Here is a 15,646-nt window from a genome sequence, read left to right as displayed (position 1 = left end):
TGAAAAGTGCAAACCTTTAACTCAATTGTGCAAGTTGGCTGAAACTGAATTCACTAATATGTCTGCTAATCATTAAACGAAATACAGGCATACATTTTATGATCAAATTAGCCCAACTTTTATCCGCAATATTTGTCCTCGTGCTGGGCTCTGCGGCATTGACAGCTATCTTGTTTCCCACTGTTATCAATGAACCAAGTGGTTTTAATGCAGTGACTAATTATGGTTTTACCAACTTACGTACACTTGGTGCACCCACACTGAGTTTGGCGGTTATTACTGCAATTGGACTATACAAAAAGGAGTGGTTGTTGATATTACCTGCGTCTTTGTACTTTTTGTTTAACTTCTCCGCTAGAGTGATATCAACGATTACTGAGGGTTACGAACCTATTATGTTATTTGGTTTAATGTTCACATTGACATTGTTTGTGTTGTCTCAAATAGCATTGCATAGTTTTAGGAAATTGGCTTAACAAACCTCTTATTTAGGGCTGATCTAAACCATATCGGCCCTTTTAAAATTCGAGATTTTATAATTTAAACATCTATAGTAGCTGGTACTTTGGCCTCAATTTTAATAAGAAATGGAAATCATAACGCTTTCATTGATTTAGTGCTTTACTCGCCTTAGACTCACAAGTTTGAACACTGCGATGTATATACGCTGTGGCTTTTAACTAAGGTATATGAGGTTTTAGGATGAGAAGTTACTCTGAGTATTCACTGCAAGAGCTACAACAGGCGTGTGCCGATATTGATAGGGAAGCGTTCCCTGAAAAGTATCAAGAAATTTGTGATGAACTGGAGAGTAGGCAGGCACAGTCTCCACATTCGATAGAACAAGAACTCGATAGCGCTTGTGAAAAACCGATGCAAAAGAAACCTTTTGTTTCAATACCAAACGATCAGATTATTGAGCTTAACCAATGGTTTAAAAGGGTGACATCGGTATTGACTATAGGGGGCGCTTTTTTAGGGATCACCCATATGTTATCCACGTTACCAAATATTTCTGGATTATTCATATATGCGATTTATGCATTTTTTTTCGTGATTTATGTATTAGGGATCGTGGCTGCGGTGAGATTATTTGAAAAGTCGACAGTTGGCGTGATCAAAGACAATTTGATATTTTGGGCAATTCAAATACCTTTGTTTATGTCTCCATTTATTGGTTATCAACTGACCAATGGTGCATTTCTAAATATCTTTGTATCAAGTCAAACTGGACTAAATGTGGTGCCGATGTTGGGCAGTGTTTTTCAGTTTAGTATTTTTCAACTTCAGCAACCATGGGCTATCGGTATAAACCCTGTCGCAATACTGGTATCAGCATATTTTTACAGGGTTCTTAAAGCGGCAGATAAACGCCATAGCCAATAATTTAGACGGGCAATTATTAGCGCTGTGGTAGTTGCTCTTCCTCTTCCTCTCTTAATGTGAGTACTTCGTAGCCTGTTTCAGTAACTAATATAGTGTGTTCCCACTGCGCTGAAAGTTTACGGTCTCGTGTAACAACAGTCCATCCATCTTTAAGTGTTTTGACTTTGTGCTGCCCTTGATTGACCATCGGCTCTATCGTAAATGTCATCCCAGCTTGCAAAGTCAGCCCGCTACCTTGCTTACCAAAATGGAGTACGTCTGGACCCTCGTGCATTTCGCTGCCGATACCGTGGCCGCAAAACTCTCTAACAATGCTATACCCGTGTCGTTCTGCATAACACTGGATTGCGTGGCCAATGTCTCCTAGTTGTGCACCGGGTTTAACTTGTTTGATCCCTTGCCACATTGCTTCATAGGTGACTGTTGCAAGTTTCTTAGCTGCGCCTTGTGCGTCGCTCATTACATACATTTTACTTGAATCGGCAAGGTAGCCATCATGTTTTAGCGTGATATCTACATTGATGATGTCAGTCGATTTTATTTTTTGACTGGCTTTTGGCATGCCGTGGCATACCACCTCATTTATGGAAGTGTTGATGGCATACGGGTAGCCGTATTGGCCTTTCGTTGAGGCAATGGCGTTAAGTTCTTGAGTGATATAAGCCTCAACAAAGTCGTTGACCTCCATTGTGGTGATACCGGGACGAATAAAGTCATCAAGCGCTTTAAATACCGAAGCGAGCATGTGTCCAGAGCGCCTCATTTTTTCAATTTGATTTTGATCCTTAATCGTGACTGATTTCATGCTGTTTCTTTTTCACTTGTTCCAGTTCAATTTGTATAAGTTCTGCAAAGGGTTTGTCGGGGTTTTGCTCCGCTAAACGGCCCATTTTTATCCAAAACTCTGCTTGCGAATTGATGGATCGAGACATAACTTGACTGGCCAAGCGGATTTCTTCGTGAAGTTCTTCTGATATTTTTACAATACCCATTTCGTATATGAATTATTATAATTTGTATATAAATGATATGTTCAATACATCAAATATTCAAGTGCAAAATGCTCAAGTGGTATACATGGAATATTTATAGGTGACAAGGGAGGGCGGCATTGACTGTTATTGAGAAATTAGGCATAAAAAAACGCCCAGTAATGTGTGAATCTGGGCGTAGGGGAAGGCTCATATGGAGCCGTGCGCTAACTTAAACACCTTCTATTACATAAGGGAGAAGTAGAAAGTTCTTTAAGTGTAGTTAACACACCACAAAAGTTACAAACAGAGTGACATTTTTAAAACATAGAAAAAACAGTATGTTACATCTATATGAATTAATAATCTTAAAGTTGTCAAAAAGTTCTAATCAGGTTATACCCAAGTTATCAACTGCCCTTGAGCAATTAAGTCTCTAGGTAGGTTGTTTTTAATTTTCGTCTTTTGCCATTTACCTAGCCCTACCGGCGCATTACAAAGTGTTAGAATGACTTCACCTGTTTGGTTTGTTGGTTTTTCTAATCGAACGTCTTTCCCTTGAAAGTAATCAGCTGCTTGCTGATCGCTGAGAGCATGGATATTGGTGGCTGCCAAGTGGCCAAATGCCGTCGCCAGTTCATGTTCTAAACGCACACCATTTTTATGGATGGTGCCAACCTTTACACCCAAACGTGCATATTTTATTTTATTTTGAACATCTGAAAGTTTGCTTGGGAACAACCAAAGTTCTTTGTCTCTTTGCATAAGCACGCCAGGTAGTTGTTCAACTTTAAACTGCTTTTTTAAATAGCTAGTGAAAGCTTGCTGTGCTTTTGTTGGAAAGGGACCGAATGGAAAAGAGCCTTTTTTCTCTTTTTTGTTGTGATGCTCGACAGAGTTTCTTTTTTTAAATTTAGCAATGAAAAACCCTTCGCTATCGAATATCTGTGGCCATACATGCAAATAACCTTCACTGGTTGTGGCTTTGTCGGCATTATCGAACAGATTGTTTAAAGGTATGACTTCAACTGCATCGTTAAATTCCTCCAGCAGATATTTACAAACTTGTTGGTTTTCGAGTGGGGTCAATGTACAAGTAGAATAAACCAGTGTGCCTCCAGGTTTTAAAGCGAGGAATGCACTTCTAATAAGGCTTTTTTGCACGTCAGCTATGTCAATGTTTGACTTAATAGACCAGTTCTTAAGTGCATTGGCGTCTTTTCTGACTGTACCTTCACCAGAGCAGGGCGCATCTAACTGTATATGATCAAAACACTCATACATATAATCGCCAAATATCTGACCATCAAAATGAGATAAGGCGCAGTTAGCTATACCCATTCGCTTCATATTTGCAGCTAATACCTTCAACCGTGACGATGAAAATTCATTAGCGACAAGCAAGCCTTGATTGTTCATGAGCGCACTTAGCTGAGACGTTTTGGAGCCCGGAGCCGCAGCCATATCCAACACCGCATAGTGATCAGTGTCCATGTTTATTAATTCTTCTCGCAGTGCTAATGGGGGTAACATCGAGCTGGCTTCTTGAACGTAAATACACCCGCTTAAATGCAATGCAGTGTTGCCAATTGGCAGAGCCGTCTGTTCTTCTTCACTACGTACTACCCAAAACCCTTCTGGACACCAAGGAACAGGGGTTATCTGCCAACCGAGATTTTTTGCTTCGAGTTCAAATGCTTCGACAGACATTTTTAGGGTATTTACGCGCACTGATAATCTCAATGGCTTTTGGCAGTATGCAATAAAGTCATCTAAATTCAGATGTGTAGGTAGGTAGCTTTTAACGTCTTCGATAAAGTTTTCTGGGATGTAGGTATTCTTATCCAATCTTAAATACTCGAAACAACTAGGATTGGGTCTAGTTTAACATTAAACGTCTTTGAATAGGCAAATTTGGGGGGAGAGGGCAAACGTCATCTCAGTGTTAAGACAACGCTTGCAGGGGTCTATCTATTAGTTATGGGGTCTCAGAATCGCAGTGGTAATAAGTTTCGCATTCTTGGGTTGGGCCATTACTTAAACCCGCACCACCTACTAGTGGAGTCAGTTTTTTATCAAGAGGTAGGCTATCGTAACTCAACTTTTTCAGTGGCTTTTTGGTAACTTTAAGCTTCATAGTGATTAACTCCTTTCAATTTTACATTACTTGTTACTGCTAATTCCATGTTAGTAAATCGAAAAAAAGTTTCAAATAAAATTAATAAAAATGATACAAAATCATTACAAAAGCATGATTGCATATATGGGAAAATGAATATATGATTTATCGTATGTTTAGGTCGTATATAAATGACCATAATTTGGTGGACTTGGCGCATCGCTATGGCAGATTGAACAGCACAGCATGGTCTTCACCAGAGGTTTGTAACAATAAAATTGAAAATTGGAGTAAAGATCGATGAAAGTTAAAGTTGGGATCAATGGTTTCGGCAGAATGGGTCGTTTAACTATGCGTGCGTTGTGGAATTCACCTGGGATTGAGTTGGTAAAGATCAATGATCCTGCGGGAGATGCACACACATTGGCGCATTTGATGAACTTTGACTCAGTGCATGGAAAATGGCAACACGAAGCCTTGAGTGACGAAAATGACATGGTCATTGAAGGAAAACGTATTAGCGTCACTCAACAAACATCAGTATCAGAAAATGACTGGTCCATGTGTGATTTGGTGATAGAAGCGTCTGGAAAAATCAAAACAAAAGAAAAACTTGCTGCGTATTTCGTCCAAGGAGTCAAGCAAGTTGTAGTTACAGCACCGGTAAAAGAAGCGGGTGTATTAAATGTTGTAATGGGTGTCAATCATGAAGATTATGATGTTGAACAGCATCCAATTGTAACCGCCGCTTCATGTACAACTAATTGTCTAGCACCAGTGGTGAAAGTACTTCAAGATAATATTGGTATTAAACATGGTTCTATGACAACCATCCATGATATTACCAATACCCAAACTATCATTGATGCACCTCATAAAGATTTGCGTCGTGCACGCTCTTGTGGAACGAGTTTGATCCCTACGACGACGGGATCCGCGACGGCTATCACACATATTTTCCCAGAGTTAAAAGGCAAGTTAAATGGTCATGCAGTGCGCGTACCTTTAACCAATGCGTCGATTACCGATTGTGTTTTTGAAGTGAGTCGTGAAACCACCGCAGAAGAAATCAACGGTTGGATGGAGCAAGCTGCAAACGGCGAATTGGCTGGCGTTCTTGGTTACGAAACTCGTCCATTGGTATCAATAGACTATAAAACAGATCCAAGAAGTGCCATTGTTGATGCGCCCTCTACCATGGTGGTAAACGGCACGCAAGTGAAGCTTTATGTGTGGTATGACAATGAATGGGGATATGCAAATAGAACAGCTGATTTAGCCCGCTTAGTTATTGAAAAGCGCTGGGGTTAAGGCCATGACGCAGTCACTATTGGCCAGGCTGTCGCCAGAAATCAAGCAGTACCTAGTGATCACCGGCAACTATTGGTCTTTCACCTTGACTGATGGTGCACTGCGTATGCTGGTGGTCCTCTATTTTCATCAACTGGGTTACAGCCCACTTGCGATCGCGTCTTTATTTTTGTTCTATGAGATTTTTGGTGTCGTCACGAACCTCCTTGGTGGTTGGTTAGGCGCACGATTGGGCCTTAATAAGACCATGAATATTGGTCTTTTTTTACAAATTGTTGCCGTGACGATGTTGGCTTTAGATGAACAGCTATTGACCATTGCTTATGTCATGGTGGCACAGGCTCTATCTGGTATTGCAAAGGACCTCAACAAAATGAGTGCCAAAAGTGCCATCAAACTTTTAGTGCCTAAAGATCAAGATAATACCTTATATAAGTGGGTTGCGCTGTTAACTGGCTCTAAAAACGCTTTGAAAGGTGTGGGGTTTTTTCTCGGCGGATTACTGCTCTCGTTAATGGGTTTTCAAGGTGCACTGTGGTTTATGTCGGCAATGCTAACCTTTACTTGGTTATTAAGTTTGTTGTTATTGAAACAAGACTTAGGCAAGAAAAAGAGTAAACCTAAATTTCGTGAACTACTTTCGAAAAGCCGCCAGTTGAATTTATTGGCCGCCGCCAGATTATTTTTATTTGCATCGAGAGATGTGTGGTTTGTAATCGCACTACCTGTGTTTTTAGCTTCAACATTTGGCTGGGATCATTGGTGGGTTGGCGGTTTTATGGCAAGTTGGATCATTGCATATGGTGTGGTGCAAGCGAATGCACCAAAGATCACCGCTAATCGCGGAAGTAGTTATCGGCAGGCGTTGTTTTGGGTTGGTGTACTGTCAGTTATACCAGCTTTGTTGGCACTGGGTTTATGGGTACAATGGCAGCCTAAAGTGGTGATAGTGGTTGGCCTACTGATTTTTGGTGCTGTATTTGCTGTTAATTCTTCTTTGCACAGCTTTTTAATTGTGAAAATAGCCGATAGTGACGGTGTTTCTATGGATGTCGGCTTTTATTATATGGCCAATGCCATGGGAAGATTATTAGGTACTGTTCTGTCTGGTTTGGTTTATCAGCTATATGGCTTGGAAGTGTGCTTGATGCTCTCAAGTGCCATGTTGGTCATTGCAACAGTATTTACGTTTGGATTGAGCAAGCGCGATTAAGCGCTTGCATACCAATGTCAGTGTTTAATTTAATTGTTGTGGCAGTTTAAATGCAGACGTGACTTGTTTAAGCGTTTTTGATTGCTTATCCAGTTCTAAGCTAGCACTGGTTACTTGATCCGCACCAGCAGCGTTATCAAGAGCAGCCTGTCTGATAGATTCAACATTGTATGAAATCTCTTCTGTTGTGGCCGATTGCTCTTGTGCCGCTTGCGCTATTGTTTGAGCGCTTTGTGCAATTTGATTAATTTGATTTACGCTTTGCTCTAATAATGACGCGCTGTCATTGGCAGCAGTAATTGTCTGGCGAGTCGCTTCAGCAGACGCATGCATTTCCGATACCGCAGTTTGAGATGTTGATTGCAGATTCGCAATCATGTTTTCAATATCAGCAGTGGACGCTTGTGTTTTTTGTGCTAGCTGTCTGACTTCATCTGCAACCACAGCAAAACCACGACCATGCTCACCAGCACGAGCTGCTTCTATCGCGGCGTTCAGTGCCAAGAGGTTAGTTTGCTCTGTTACTGCTTGGATCACTTCTATAACGCGGCTGATATTTTGTGTGTTGTATTCAACTTCTTTTATGGCAGTTTCTGAGTTTTCAACCGCTTGATTTAGAGACTCCATTTGAGTCACAGTGTCTCTTAGTGTTTGATTTGCAGACAATGAGGTTTTTTCTGCATCTAAACTTAAGTCAGCAACTGTTCGTGCATTTGTAGCGACTTCGTCAATTGAGTATGAAGTCTGTTGAATCGCCTCTGCAACTTGCTCAATGTTGGCGTGCTGCTCTTGCAAACTTGCGTTCGCTTGCTCACTCGCAGCACTTGTTTGCGTCGCCGTCGAAGCGAGCTGAGTGGTTGTTTCTACAATGGTTCCAATGACACTGGTTAAATAGGCATTCATCTGTCTCATTGCGCCATACACACCAATAGCATGTTCGTCATGACCGAATTCTTCACGTAGGTCGCCAGCAGCAATACGTTCGCTAATCTTGCGCATTTCAATGGGCTCACCGCCAAGTGGTTTCAATACTGAACGAGCAATCAAAACAGTTGCTACGGCAACAGACAGAATCGTGGTAAAGAAGATGGCGGCAATAATCCAGTATAATTTGTAAACGGGCGCAAATGCTTCGGCTTTATCTATCTCAGCCAAAAGCACCCACTTTAATCCTGCAAAAGTGTACGGGAGGTAGGCTGATAGAACAGGGTTGCCATTGTAGTCAATAATGATCTCAGTATCAGAGATACCCTGTAAACCTTTTCTTACTGCAACAGTATCTACACCGTTTGCTTCGACTGAGCCTGCAAAACTGGCAATCACGGTATGGTTGATAGGGTCTAAATATGAATCGGAGCGCATGCGAAAATCGTTGCCAACAAGGTAAGACTCACCCGTTTCACCCATGCCGTCTCGTTGTTGCATTATTGCATTGATGGCATCTATAGACAGCTGTAATGCAAGTACTGAATTGACCTGACCATCGATAACCACTGGGATACCTATGAATGCGGCTGGCTCATTGTTACTCGGTGCATAAGCACTGTAATCAGCAAGGATAAATTGTCGCGAAGAAACGACTTGAGTAAAGAGTTTTGCCAAACCGGAGTTGTTAAAAGGGCCTGTTACTAAATTAGTTTGGTAATCAGACTCTCGAGCAACCGTATAGCTAATCAAGCCGTCACGTTCAATAACGAAGAAGTCGTAAAACCCTTTTTGTGTGATAAAGGTGTCAAACAAGTCGTGATAATTATGTGCCAGTTCAGCGTTAGTCAAAGTCGGGTTTTGCTTTACGAGCAACTGCCATTTTTTTGCAATGACAGATAGGTCGCTTTTTCTTGCCGATAAATAATCATCAATTTGCTTATGTTTTATTTGCTTGATGGAAGTAAGCTGATTATATGCCTGTTGTTCAAGCGCTGAAGACGCCGTCCATAATGAAACCATTGCTAATATACCGGCCGGTAATAAACCAATCAGCATAAATGAAATGAGTAATCGGGTTTTGATCAGCATACTTCTTTTTACCTTACGTAGATACAATATTGCTTTTATGTCAATAAATTGGGTTACATATTTTAAACAAGTGGGCCTTGAATGGATACACGCAAAAAGTATGGTTTCGGCTAATATTACAGTTATATTTCGGTTAATAAATAACCAAAAAGTAACGTTTGCAGCTATTTGTTTAAGAAATGAGGGGATATTTTACCTATTTTAGGTTTTAAGTGAAGACTTAAGTACTGCTTTTATTTAAATAGCAGGAAAAATAGATTATATGACATTGTTGTATATACATATAATTTTTTATAACCGTTTATGATAAAAATACAGAAGTTAGGCACTAAATTTAATTTATTGTAAATCGTCTTGGAAAAGGCCCGTGAGGGCCTATGGTTATAAAGTATACATAATATTTACATATAAATTTTAGGATAGAGCGGAAATACGCTGTTCTAAAGGCGGATGTGAGGCGAATAGATCTACTACGCTTTTTCCTGATGCAATACCAAATGCTGTCATCGAACCTTCTAACTTAGACTCTTGGTTGCTACGCAATCGCTCAAGGGCTGCTTTCATTTTATGTGCACCAACTAGCTCAGCAGCCCCTTTATCGGCAGCATACTCTCGTTTGCGGCTGAAGTAGGCAACAATCATTGACGCCAAGAAGCCAAATAGAATTTGGAAGATAATATCGAAGATCATATAGGTCCAACTAAACCCTTCACTTTCTTCATCACCGTTTAAGAAGCCATCTACGATATTGGCCAGTACTTTGGAGATAAAAATAACAAAGGTGTTTACCACGCCCTGAATAAGGGTGAGCGTCACCATATCGCCATTGGCAACATGCGACACCTCGTGGGCAAGCACAGCTTCAGCTTCACTTTGGCTCATGCCAGCAAGGAGGCCGCTACTGACTGCAACGAGTGAGTCATTTTTACTTGGACCAGTGGCAAAGGCATTGATCTCAGGGCTATCGTATATTGCAACTTCAGGCATTTTGATACCTGCTTTTTGCGCTTGCTCAGCCACTGTGCTTACTAACCAATGCTCAGTTTCATTACGAGGTTGCTCTATCACATAAGCCCCGGTTGATTTTTTGGCCATCCATTTTGAAATATACAGCGAGATAAATGACCCGCCAAAACCAAAAACTGCGGCAATCGTCAGCATACCGGCATAGCTTCTCGACGAAACCCCTAGAATAGATAGAATGATGGACAACACAACCATGATGGCCAAGTTTGTCGCTAGAAAAAGTAACACGCGTTTCATAGTCACCTCTTTAAAAGTTTACTTGCTTAATAGTTTTACTCTGTTAGATAAAAAACAGCTCATACTTCCAATATGGAGACCTTGCTGAGTTTCTCAAGGCCGAGTATGGCGTTTAAGTGTTACAAGATGTTGTTGTATGAAAAAGAGCGTAAAGGGGCTTGGTTTTCAATAGGAGATAGTTAAGATGCATCGCGCAAAGAAAAAAAACCCCTCTTGCGAGGGGTTTTGGGTAACTCAGCGCCTTTGGCACTGGGAATGAGGTCGGTACAATTGTGTTAGTTATTAACTATGATGTTGAACCACGTAAAATTAGATCAAGCAAACTGCATTTCAGGGATATCGCCTTCAACGATTAATTTACCTGCAGTTTTGCTGATTATTTCATCAACACTAACACCTGGCGCACGCTCAAGCAAATGAAATGCGCCATCTTTAACTTCTAACACGGCGAGGTCGGTGACGATTTTCTTCACACAATTTACCCCAGTCAAAGGCAGTGTGCATGACTCAAGCAATTTAGAGTCGCCGTGTTTGCTAGCATGGGTCATAGTCACAACGATATTTTGTGCGCCAGCGACTAAGTCCATCGCGCCACCCATGCCTTTGATTAACTTTTTCGGGATCATCCACGAGGCAATATTGCCGTTTTGATCCACTTCAAATGCACCTAGTACGGTTAAGTCTACATGACCACCACGTATCATGGCAAAGCTTTCAGCGCTATTAAAAATAGCCGCTCCTGTTGCAGCTGTCACGGTTTCTTTACCCGCATTGATCATATCTGCGTCAACCTGGTCTTCTTCTGGGTACGGACCCATACCTAAAAGACCATTTTCTGATTGCAGCATTACTTCCATATTGTCGGGGACATAGTTAGCAACGAGAGTCGGAATACCAATACCCAAGTTTACGTAGTACCCGTCTTGAAGTTCTTGCGCTACGCGCATTGCAATTTGTTCACGATTTAAAGCCATGGTGATCTCCTTACTTGCGCGTAGTAACACGTTCAATGCGTTTCTCAAAGTCACCTTTGATAACACGATTTACATAAATGCCAGGGGTGTGAATTTCACTTGGCTCCAATTCACCTGGTTCGACAATCTCTTCCACTTCAACAACGGTAATTTTACCCGCAGTCGCAGCCATAGGGTTAAAGTTCATCGCTGTATGGCGGAATACCAAGTTACCATAGCGGTCGGCTTTCCAAGCTTTTACGATGGCAAATTCACCAGTAATGGACTCTTCGAGAATATAAGGGCGACCATTAAATTCTTTAACTTCTTTACCTTCAGCAACAGGTGTACCGTAGCCTGTTGCGGTATAAAATCCTGGGATACCTGCACCACCAGCGCGCATCTTTTCAGCGAGTGTGCCCTGTGGTGTGAGTTCTACATCAATAATGCCATCAAGTAGTTGCTGTTCGAACAACGCGTTTTCACCAACGTAAGAGGCAATAATTTTTTTGATTTGGCGATCGTGAAGTAGAATACCTAATCCAAAATCATCGACACCACAGTTATTAGAAACAACTGTTAGTTCTTTTGTTTGTTTGCGCTTTATCTCAGCTATCAGTCCTTCTGGAATACCACACAGTCCAAAACCACCGGCAATAATGGTATCTCCATCTTTGAGACCCTCCATTGCTTCTTCGTAGCTAGAAACTACTTTATCGAAACCGGCCATTAGCCCACTCCTCGTTGTCAAAATTGTCTTGTTGTTAAGACTGGCACGTATTTTTTAATGCTAAAGAAACCTTGCTGACAGGCTCTTTATTGAGTGCATCGCAAATTTGCCAACCTGCTTTTGCTAGCCTTTCTAAATCAATTTCGGTACTAATGCCAAGTCCTTGCAGCAAGTAAATGACATCCTCAGTGGCAACATTTCCTGACGCCCCTTTAGCGTAAGGGCAGCCACCAAGGCCAGCTACAGCACTGTCGATTGTTGCAATACCCATCTCTAGAGCTTTGTGAATGTTTGCCAATGCCTGACCATAGGTATCATGGAAATGTACCGCAAGCCTTTGTGCAGGGATGTGTTCGAGTAGCAATTCTAGCAATGATCCTATTTGATTCGCTGTGCCAACACCAATTGTGTCGCCTAAGCTTATCTCATAACAACCAAGTGCCAACAATTGTTTACATACCTCCAAAACGCGCTCTGGCTCAACTTTTCCTTGGTAAGGGCAGCCTGCGATACAACTGACATAACCTCTTACTTTGATGTTGTTTTTTTGAGCAAGTTCAACAACAGGTCTGAAGCGTTCGATACTTTCTTCAATGCTGCAATTGATATTTTTTTGCGTGAAAGCTTCACTTGCCGCCGTGAAAATTGCAAATTCATCAACTTGATTTTCAAGCGCCAGCTCGGCGCCTTTTAGATTTGGTGTCAGCGCACTAATCTCAACACCAGGTGTGCGTGTTATCCCTTGGATCACCTGTGCGGAGTCTGCCATTTGAGGTACCCACTTAGGTGATACAAATGCGCCTGCTTCAAGATGTTTGAGGCCGGCATCAGCCAGCGCATTCAAAAGTGCTATTTTACTTTGTGTGCTGACTGAGGCTTCATTCTGTAGGCCATCTCGAGCGCCGACTTCTACAATTTTAACCTTAGCCGGATAGTTGGCCATATTATGCCTCCTCGACGATTGCGAGCATTGCCCCATGGCTAACAAGCTCACCTTCATCAAAGCAGTAACTTGATAAAGTGCCATCAAAAGGCGCGTTTAACGTATATTCCATTTTCATCGCTTCAATTATCACGATTGGATCGCCTTTGCTGACTTGTGCACCAACTTCTTGCAGGTGTTTTACAACAGTGCCATTGAGAGGGGCAGCAAGCGGTGCTTCTTGATGCTCATGTTCGCTTACATAGTGCTTAGTCTTTAATTCGAAAGTGTGCTGGTAAGGTCCATACATGACCGTGATACTGGACTCATCAATAAGTACATCCGCCACCATGCGTTTTCCATCAACATTTGCGATAAGTTGATGATTTTCTAGCTTTGCTTCAACACGGTGGTCATAATCATGATAATGCACTCGCCAGTGATGGCCCTCAGCTTGAGCTACAACAAAGTGATCGGTAAATGGCACGGTGAGCTTACGTGTTTGGTTGAGTCTAAAGCCAACTTGTTGCCACGGCGAATTTACTTTCGGTGCTTGCTTGTGCGCAAGATAAGCAATACTTGCGAGGCATACTAAGGTATCGCTAGGTGCTTTAGAAGCAGTAAGCTCTTCAGTTTGGGTATCAATAAAGTGTGTATCGGGTGCACCAACCATAAAAGTTGGGTGCTCTGCTAGGTGATGTAAAAATGCAATATTACTTTTTACGCCCGCTAAATGTACTTCATTTAGCGCTGATCTGAGCTTCAGCAGCGCCGTACGCCTGTCGTGACCATGAACAATCAGTTTGGCAATCATCGGATCGTAAAACGGACTTATTTCGTCTCCTTGTTGCACACCTGTGTCAATGCGCACGCCACGTTGGGCTTTAGGGAAACTCAAATGGGCCAATGTGCCAGAGTAGGGCATAAAGTTTTCTTCAGGATCTTCAGCGTAAATTCGCGCCTCAAAGCTATGACCTTGTAAAGAGATTTGAGCTTGAGACAGCGGTAAACGTTCGTTGTTGGCAACACGAATTTGCCACTCGACAAGATCTTGACCTGTCACCATTTCCGTTACGGGGTGCTCTACTTGTAGGCGCGTATTCATTTCCATAAAGAAAAACTCATCGCCGCACAGTAAGAATTCTACAGTACCGGCACCGCGATAGTTAATTGCCTGAGCACAGCGTACAGCAGCTTCACCCATTTCTTTACGCAGAGCATCGCTTAAGTCAGGAGCAGGTGCCTCTTCAATGACTTTTTGGTGGCGTCGTTGTAGGGAGCAATCTCGATCTCCCAAATACACACAGTTGCCATGATTGTCAGCGAAGATTTGTACTTCTACATGGCGTGGTTTATCAACAAAGCGCTCAAGTAGAACTAGGTCATTACCAAAACTTGCCGAAGCTTCACGTTTTGCACCTTCTAACGCACTGAGAAATTCACCGGCGTTTCGGACTACTCGCATGCCCTTGCCGCCACCACCAAATGCAGCTTTGATAAGCACAGGGTAGCCGACTTTTTCTGCCTCAGCAGTTAAAAACTCGGTGTCTTGTTGTTGGCCATAGTAACCCGGTACTAATGGCACGTTGGCCTCTGCCATGATTTCTTTGGCGCGTGTTTTTGAGCCCATAGCTTCAATTGAACTGGCAAGCGGGCCGATGAAAGCAATGTTGTTTTCTTCACATGCATTTGCAAAAGCATCGTTTTCAGACAAGAAGCCATATCCAGGGTGAATGCAATCAACGCCACTTTGTTTGGCTACTTCTAAAATACGCTCACTGACAAGATAGGAATCTTTACTTGGTGCAGGGCCAATATGATAGGCTTCATCAGCTTGTTTGACATGGAGTGAGTTGGCATCTGCATCTGAATACACTGCCACAGTGCTCAAACCCAAGCGTTTTGCAGTGCGCATGACTCGACAGGCGATTTCCCCTCGGTTTGCGACTAAGATTTTTTTTAACATTTTCTGCTCCTTACTCGCTTGCCGTCGGTTGCCAATTTGGCGCGCGTTTATCAAAAAAGGCACTCAAACCTTCTTGTCCTTCATCACTGACTCGAATTTCAGCGATTCGCTTGGCTGTGTGGGTGATAAGCCCTTCATCAATATATTTACCTGCGACTTCGTTAATTAGCGACTTGGCACTTTTTACTGCAACAGGGCCGTTATTTAGTAGCTGTTCGATAAAGTACTCTTCGCTTTGCTCTAGGTCTTCACTAATGTCGTGGATCAAGCCTAATTCCAGCGCTTTGTTTGCTTCAAACACTTCCGCTGTTAAAAAATAGCGGCGGGCTTGCCTTTCTCCAATAGCTTTGATCACATATGGGCTGATCACAGCTGGGATCAGGCCTAACTTTACTTCGCTCAAACAGAATTTTGCATTAGCAGTGGCAACGGCAATATCACAGCAAGCAATCAGACCTAAAGCTCCACCAAAAGCAGCCCCTTGAACCAAGCATAAAGTAGGGTGTGGTGAGGTGGCGAGTACTTGCATTAGTTTAGCCAGCTCTAGAGAATCAGCGACGTTTTCTTCATAGTTGTTATCCGCCATTGATTTCATCCAAGCGAGATCTGCACCAGCAGAAAAGTGTTTGCCTTGGGTTTTTAACACCAGAGCACGGATCTCTAGCTCGTTGGCGTACTCGATGGTTTTGATCAACTCAGCGATGATCTCTGCGTTAAACGCATTGTGTTTTTCAGGGCGACTTAATTCTAAAATCGCCACCTTGCTTTTCGTAATATTTAAAGTGACAGACATGTA

The 15,646-nt window shown here is 42.3% G+C and carries 15 protein-coding genes; 4 read left to right on the top strand and 11 right to left on the bottom strand.

Annotation, left to right across the window (positions count from 1 at the left end):
* The first annotated feature begins 98 nt into the window (after positions 1-98).
* The gene (locus QNM18_RS03770; RefSeq protein ID WP_211009116.1) at positions 99-476 is read left to right on the top strand and encodes a hypothetical protein; all 378 of its coding nucleotides are present in this window, start codon (positions 99-101) and stop codon (positions 474-476) included.
* Between the two features lie 226 nt (positions 477-702).
* A complete protein-coding gene (locus QNM18_RS03765) occupies positions 703-1,386 on the top strand; it encodes a hypothetical protein (RefSeq protein ID WP_211009117.1) in 684 nt (227 codons plus the stop codon).
* 16 nt (positions 1,387-1,402) lie between these two features.
* Here QNM18_RS03765 and map read toward each other — a convergent pair whose 3' ends face one another.
* The 4 genes from map to QNM18_RS03745 all read right to left on the bottom strand — a co-directional run bounded on the left by map (position 1,403) and on the right by QNM18_RS03745 (position 4,494).
* Positions 1,403-2,191, bottom strand: a complete 789-nt coding sequence (map, locus tag QNM18_RS03760) for a type I methionyl aminopeptidase (protein ID WP_284136383.1) — start codon at positions 2,189-2,191, stop codon at positions 1,403-1,405.
* A complete protein-coding gene (locus QNM18_RS03755; protein ID WP_211009119.1) occupies positions 2,172-2,378 on the bottom strand; it encodes a ParD-like family protein in 207 nt (68 codons plus the stop codon). Before QNM18_RS03755 ends, map begins: the two co-directional genes overlap by 20 nt.
* Before the next feature lie 375 nt (positions 2,379-2,753).
* Entirely contained in the window at positions 2,754-4,205 is a 1,452-nt protein-coding gene (gene rsmF / locus QNM18_RS03750) for a 16S rRNA (cytosine(1407)-C(5))-methyltransferase RsmF (protein WP_284136382.1), read from the bottom strand.
* Positions 4,206-4,335: 130 nt separating this feature from the next.
* Positions 4,336-4,494: a hypothetical protein gene (locus QNM18_RS03745; protein WP_023400447.1), complete on the bottom strand. Its 159-nt coding sequence runs from the start codon at positions 4,492-4,494 to the stop codon at positions 4,336-4,338.
* Between the two features lie 282 nt (positions 4,495-4,776).
* Here QNM18_RS03745 and QNM18_RS03740 point away from each other — a divergent pair, with 282 nt between their 5' ends.
* Both QNM18_RS03740 and arsJ read left to right on the top strand, forming a co-directional pair.
* On the top strand, positions 4,777-5,787 hold the full coding sequence (locus QNM18_RS03740) for an ArsJ-associated glyceraldehyde-3-phosphate dehydrogenase (RefSeq protein WP_211009121.1): 1,011 nt from the start codon (positions 4,777-4,779) through the stop codon (positions 5,785-5,787).
* A gap of 4 nt (positions 5,788-5,791) precedes the next feature.
* Positions 5,792-7,000: an organoarsenical effux MFS transporter ArsJ gene (gene arsJ, locus QNM18_RS03735; RefSeq protein WP_211009122.1), complete on the top strand. Its 1,209-nt coding sequence runs from the start codon at positions 5,792-5,794 to the stop codon at positions 6,998-7,000.
* A 24-nt stretch (positions 7,001-7,024) separates the two neighbouring features.
* Here the strand turns inward: arsJ and QNM18_RS03730 are convergent, their stop codons facing one another.
* From QNM18_RS03730 to QNM18_RS03700, 7 genes are all read right to left on the bottom strand, one after another.
* Positions 7,025-9,016, bottom strand: coding sequence for a methyl-accepting chemotaxis protein (locus QNM18_RS03730; RefSeq protein WP_284136381.1), 1,992 nt, complete (start codon positions 9,014-9,016; stop codon positions 7,025-7,027).
* Positions 9,017-9,430: 414 nt separating this feature from the next.
* A complete protein-coding gene (gene htpX, locus QNM18_RS03725; protein ID WP_211009124.1) occupies positions 9,431-10,279 on the bottom strand; it encodes a protease HtpX in 849 nt (282 codons plus the stop codon).
* Between the two features lie 314 nt (positions 10,280-10,593).
* Entirely contained in the window at positions 10,594-11,253 is a 660-nt protein-coding gene (locus tag QNM18_RS03720; protein ID WP_023400452.1) for a CoA transferase subunit B, read from the bottom strand.
* A gap of 10 nt (positions 11,254-11,263) precedes the next feature.
* Positions 11,264-11,962: a CoA transferase subunit A gene (locus tag QNM18_RS03715; protein WP_023400453.1), complete on the bottom strand. Its 699-nt coding sequence runs from the start codon at positions 11,960-11,962 to the stop codon at positions 11,264-11,266.
* 34 nt (positions 11,963-11,996) lie between these two features.
* Positions 11,997-12,905: a hydroxymethylglutaryl-CoA lyase gene (locus QNM18_RS03710; protein ID WP_211009125.1), complete on the bottom strand. Its 909-nt coding sequence runs from the start codon at positions 12,903-12,905 to the stop codon at positions 11,997-11,999.
* 1 nt (position 12,906) lies between these two features.
* Positions 12,907-14,850, bottom strand: a complete 1,944-nt coding sequence (locus QNM18_RS03705) for an acetyl/propionyl/methylcrotonyl-CoA carboxylase subunit alpha (RefSeq protein ID WP_284136380.1) — start codon at positions 14,848-14,850, stop codon at positions 12,907-12,909.
* Positions 14,851-14,860: 10 nt separating this feature from the next.
* Complete coding sequence (locus tag QNM18_RS03700) at positions 14,861-15,643, bottom strand: enoyl-CoA hydratase-related protein (protein WP_284136379.1); 783 nt, start codon at positions 15,641-15,643, stop codon at positions 14,861-14,863.
* Between the last annotated feature and the right edge of the window lie 3 nt (positions 15,644-15,646).

The organism is Pseudoalteromonas obscura (assembly GCF_030135505.1).
Taxonomy (GTDB): Bacteria; Pseudomonadota; Gammaproteobacteria; order Enterobacterales; family Alteromonadaceae; genus Pseudoalteromonas; species Pseudoalteromonas obscura.
This window is presented reverse-complemented; position numbering and strand designations above follow the sequence as displayed.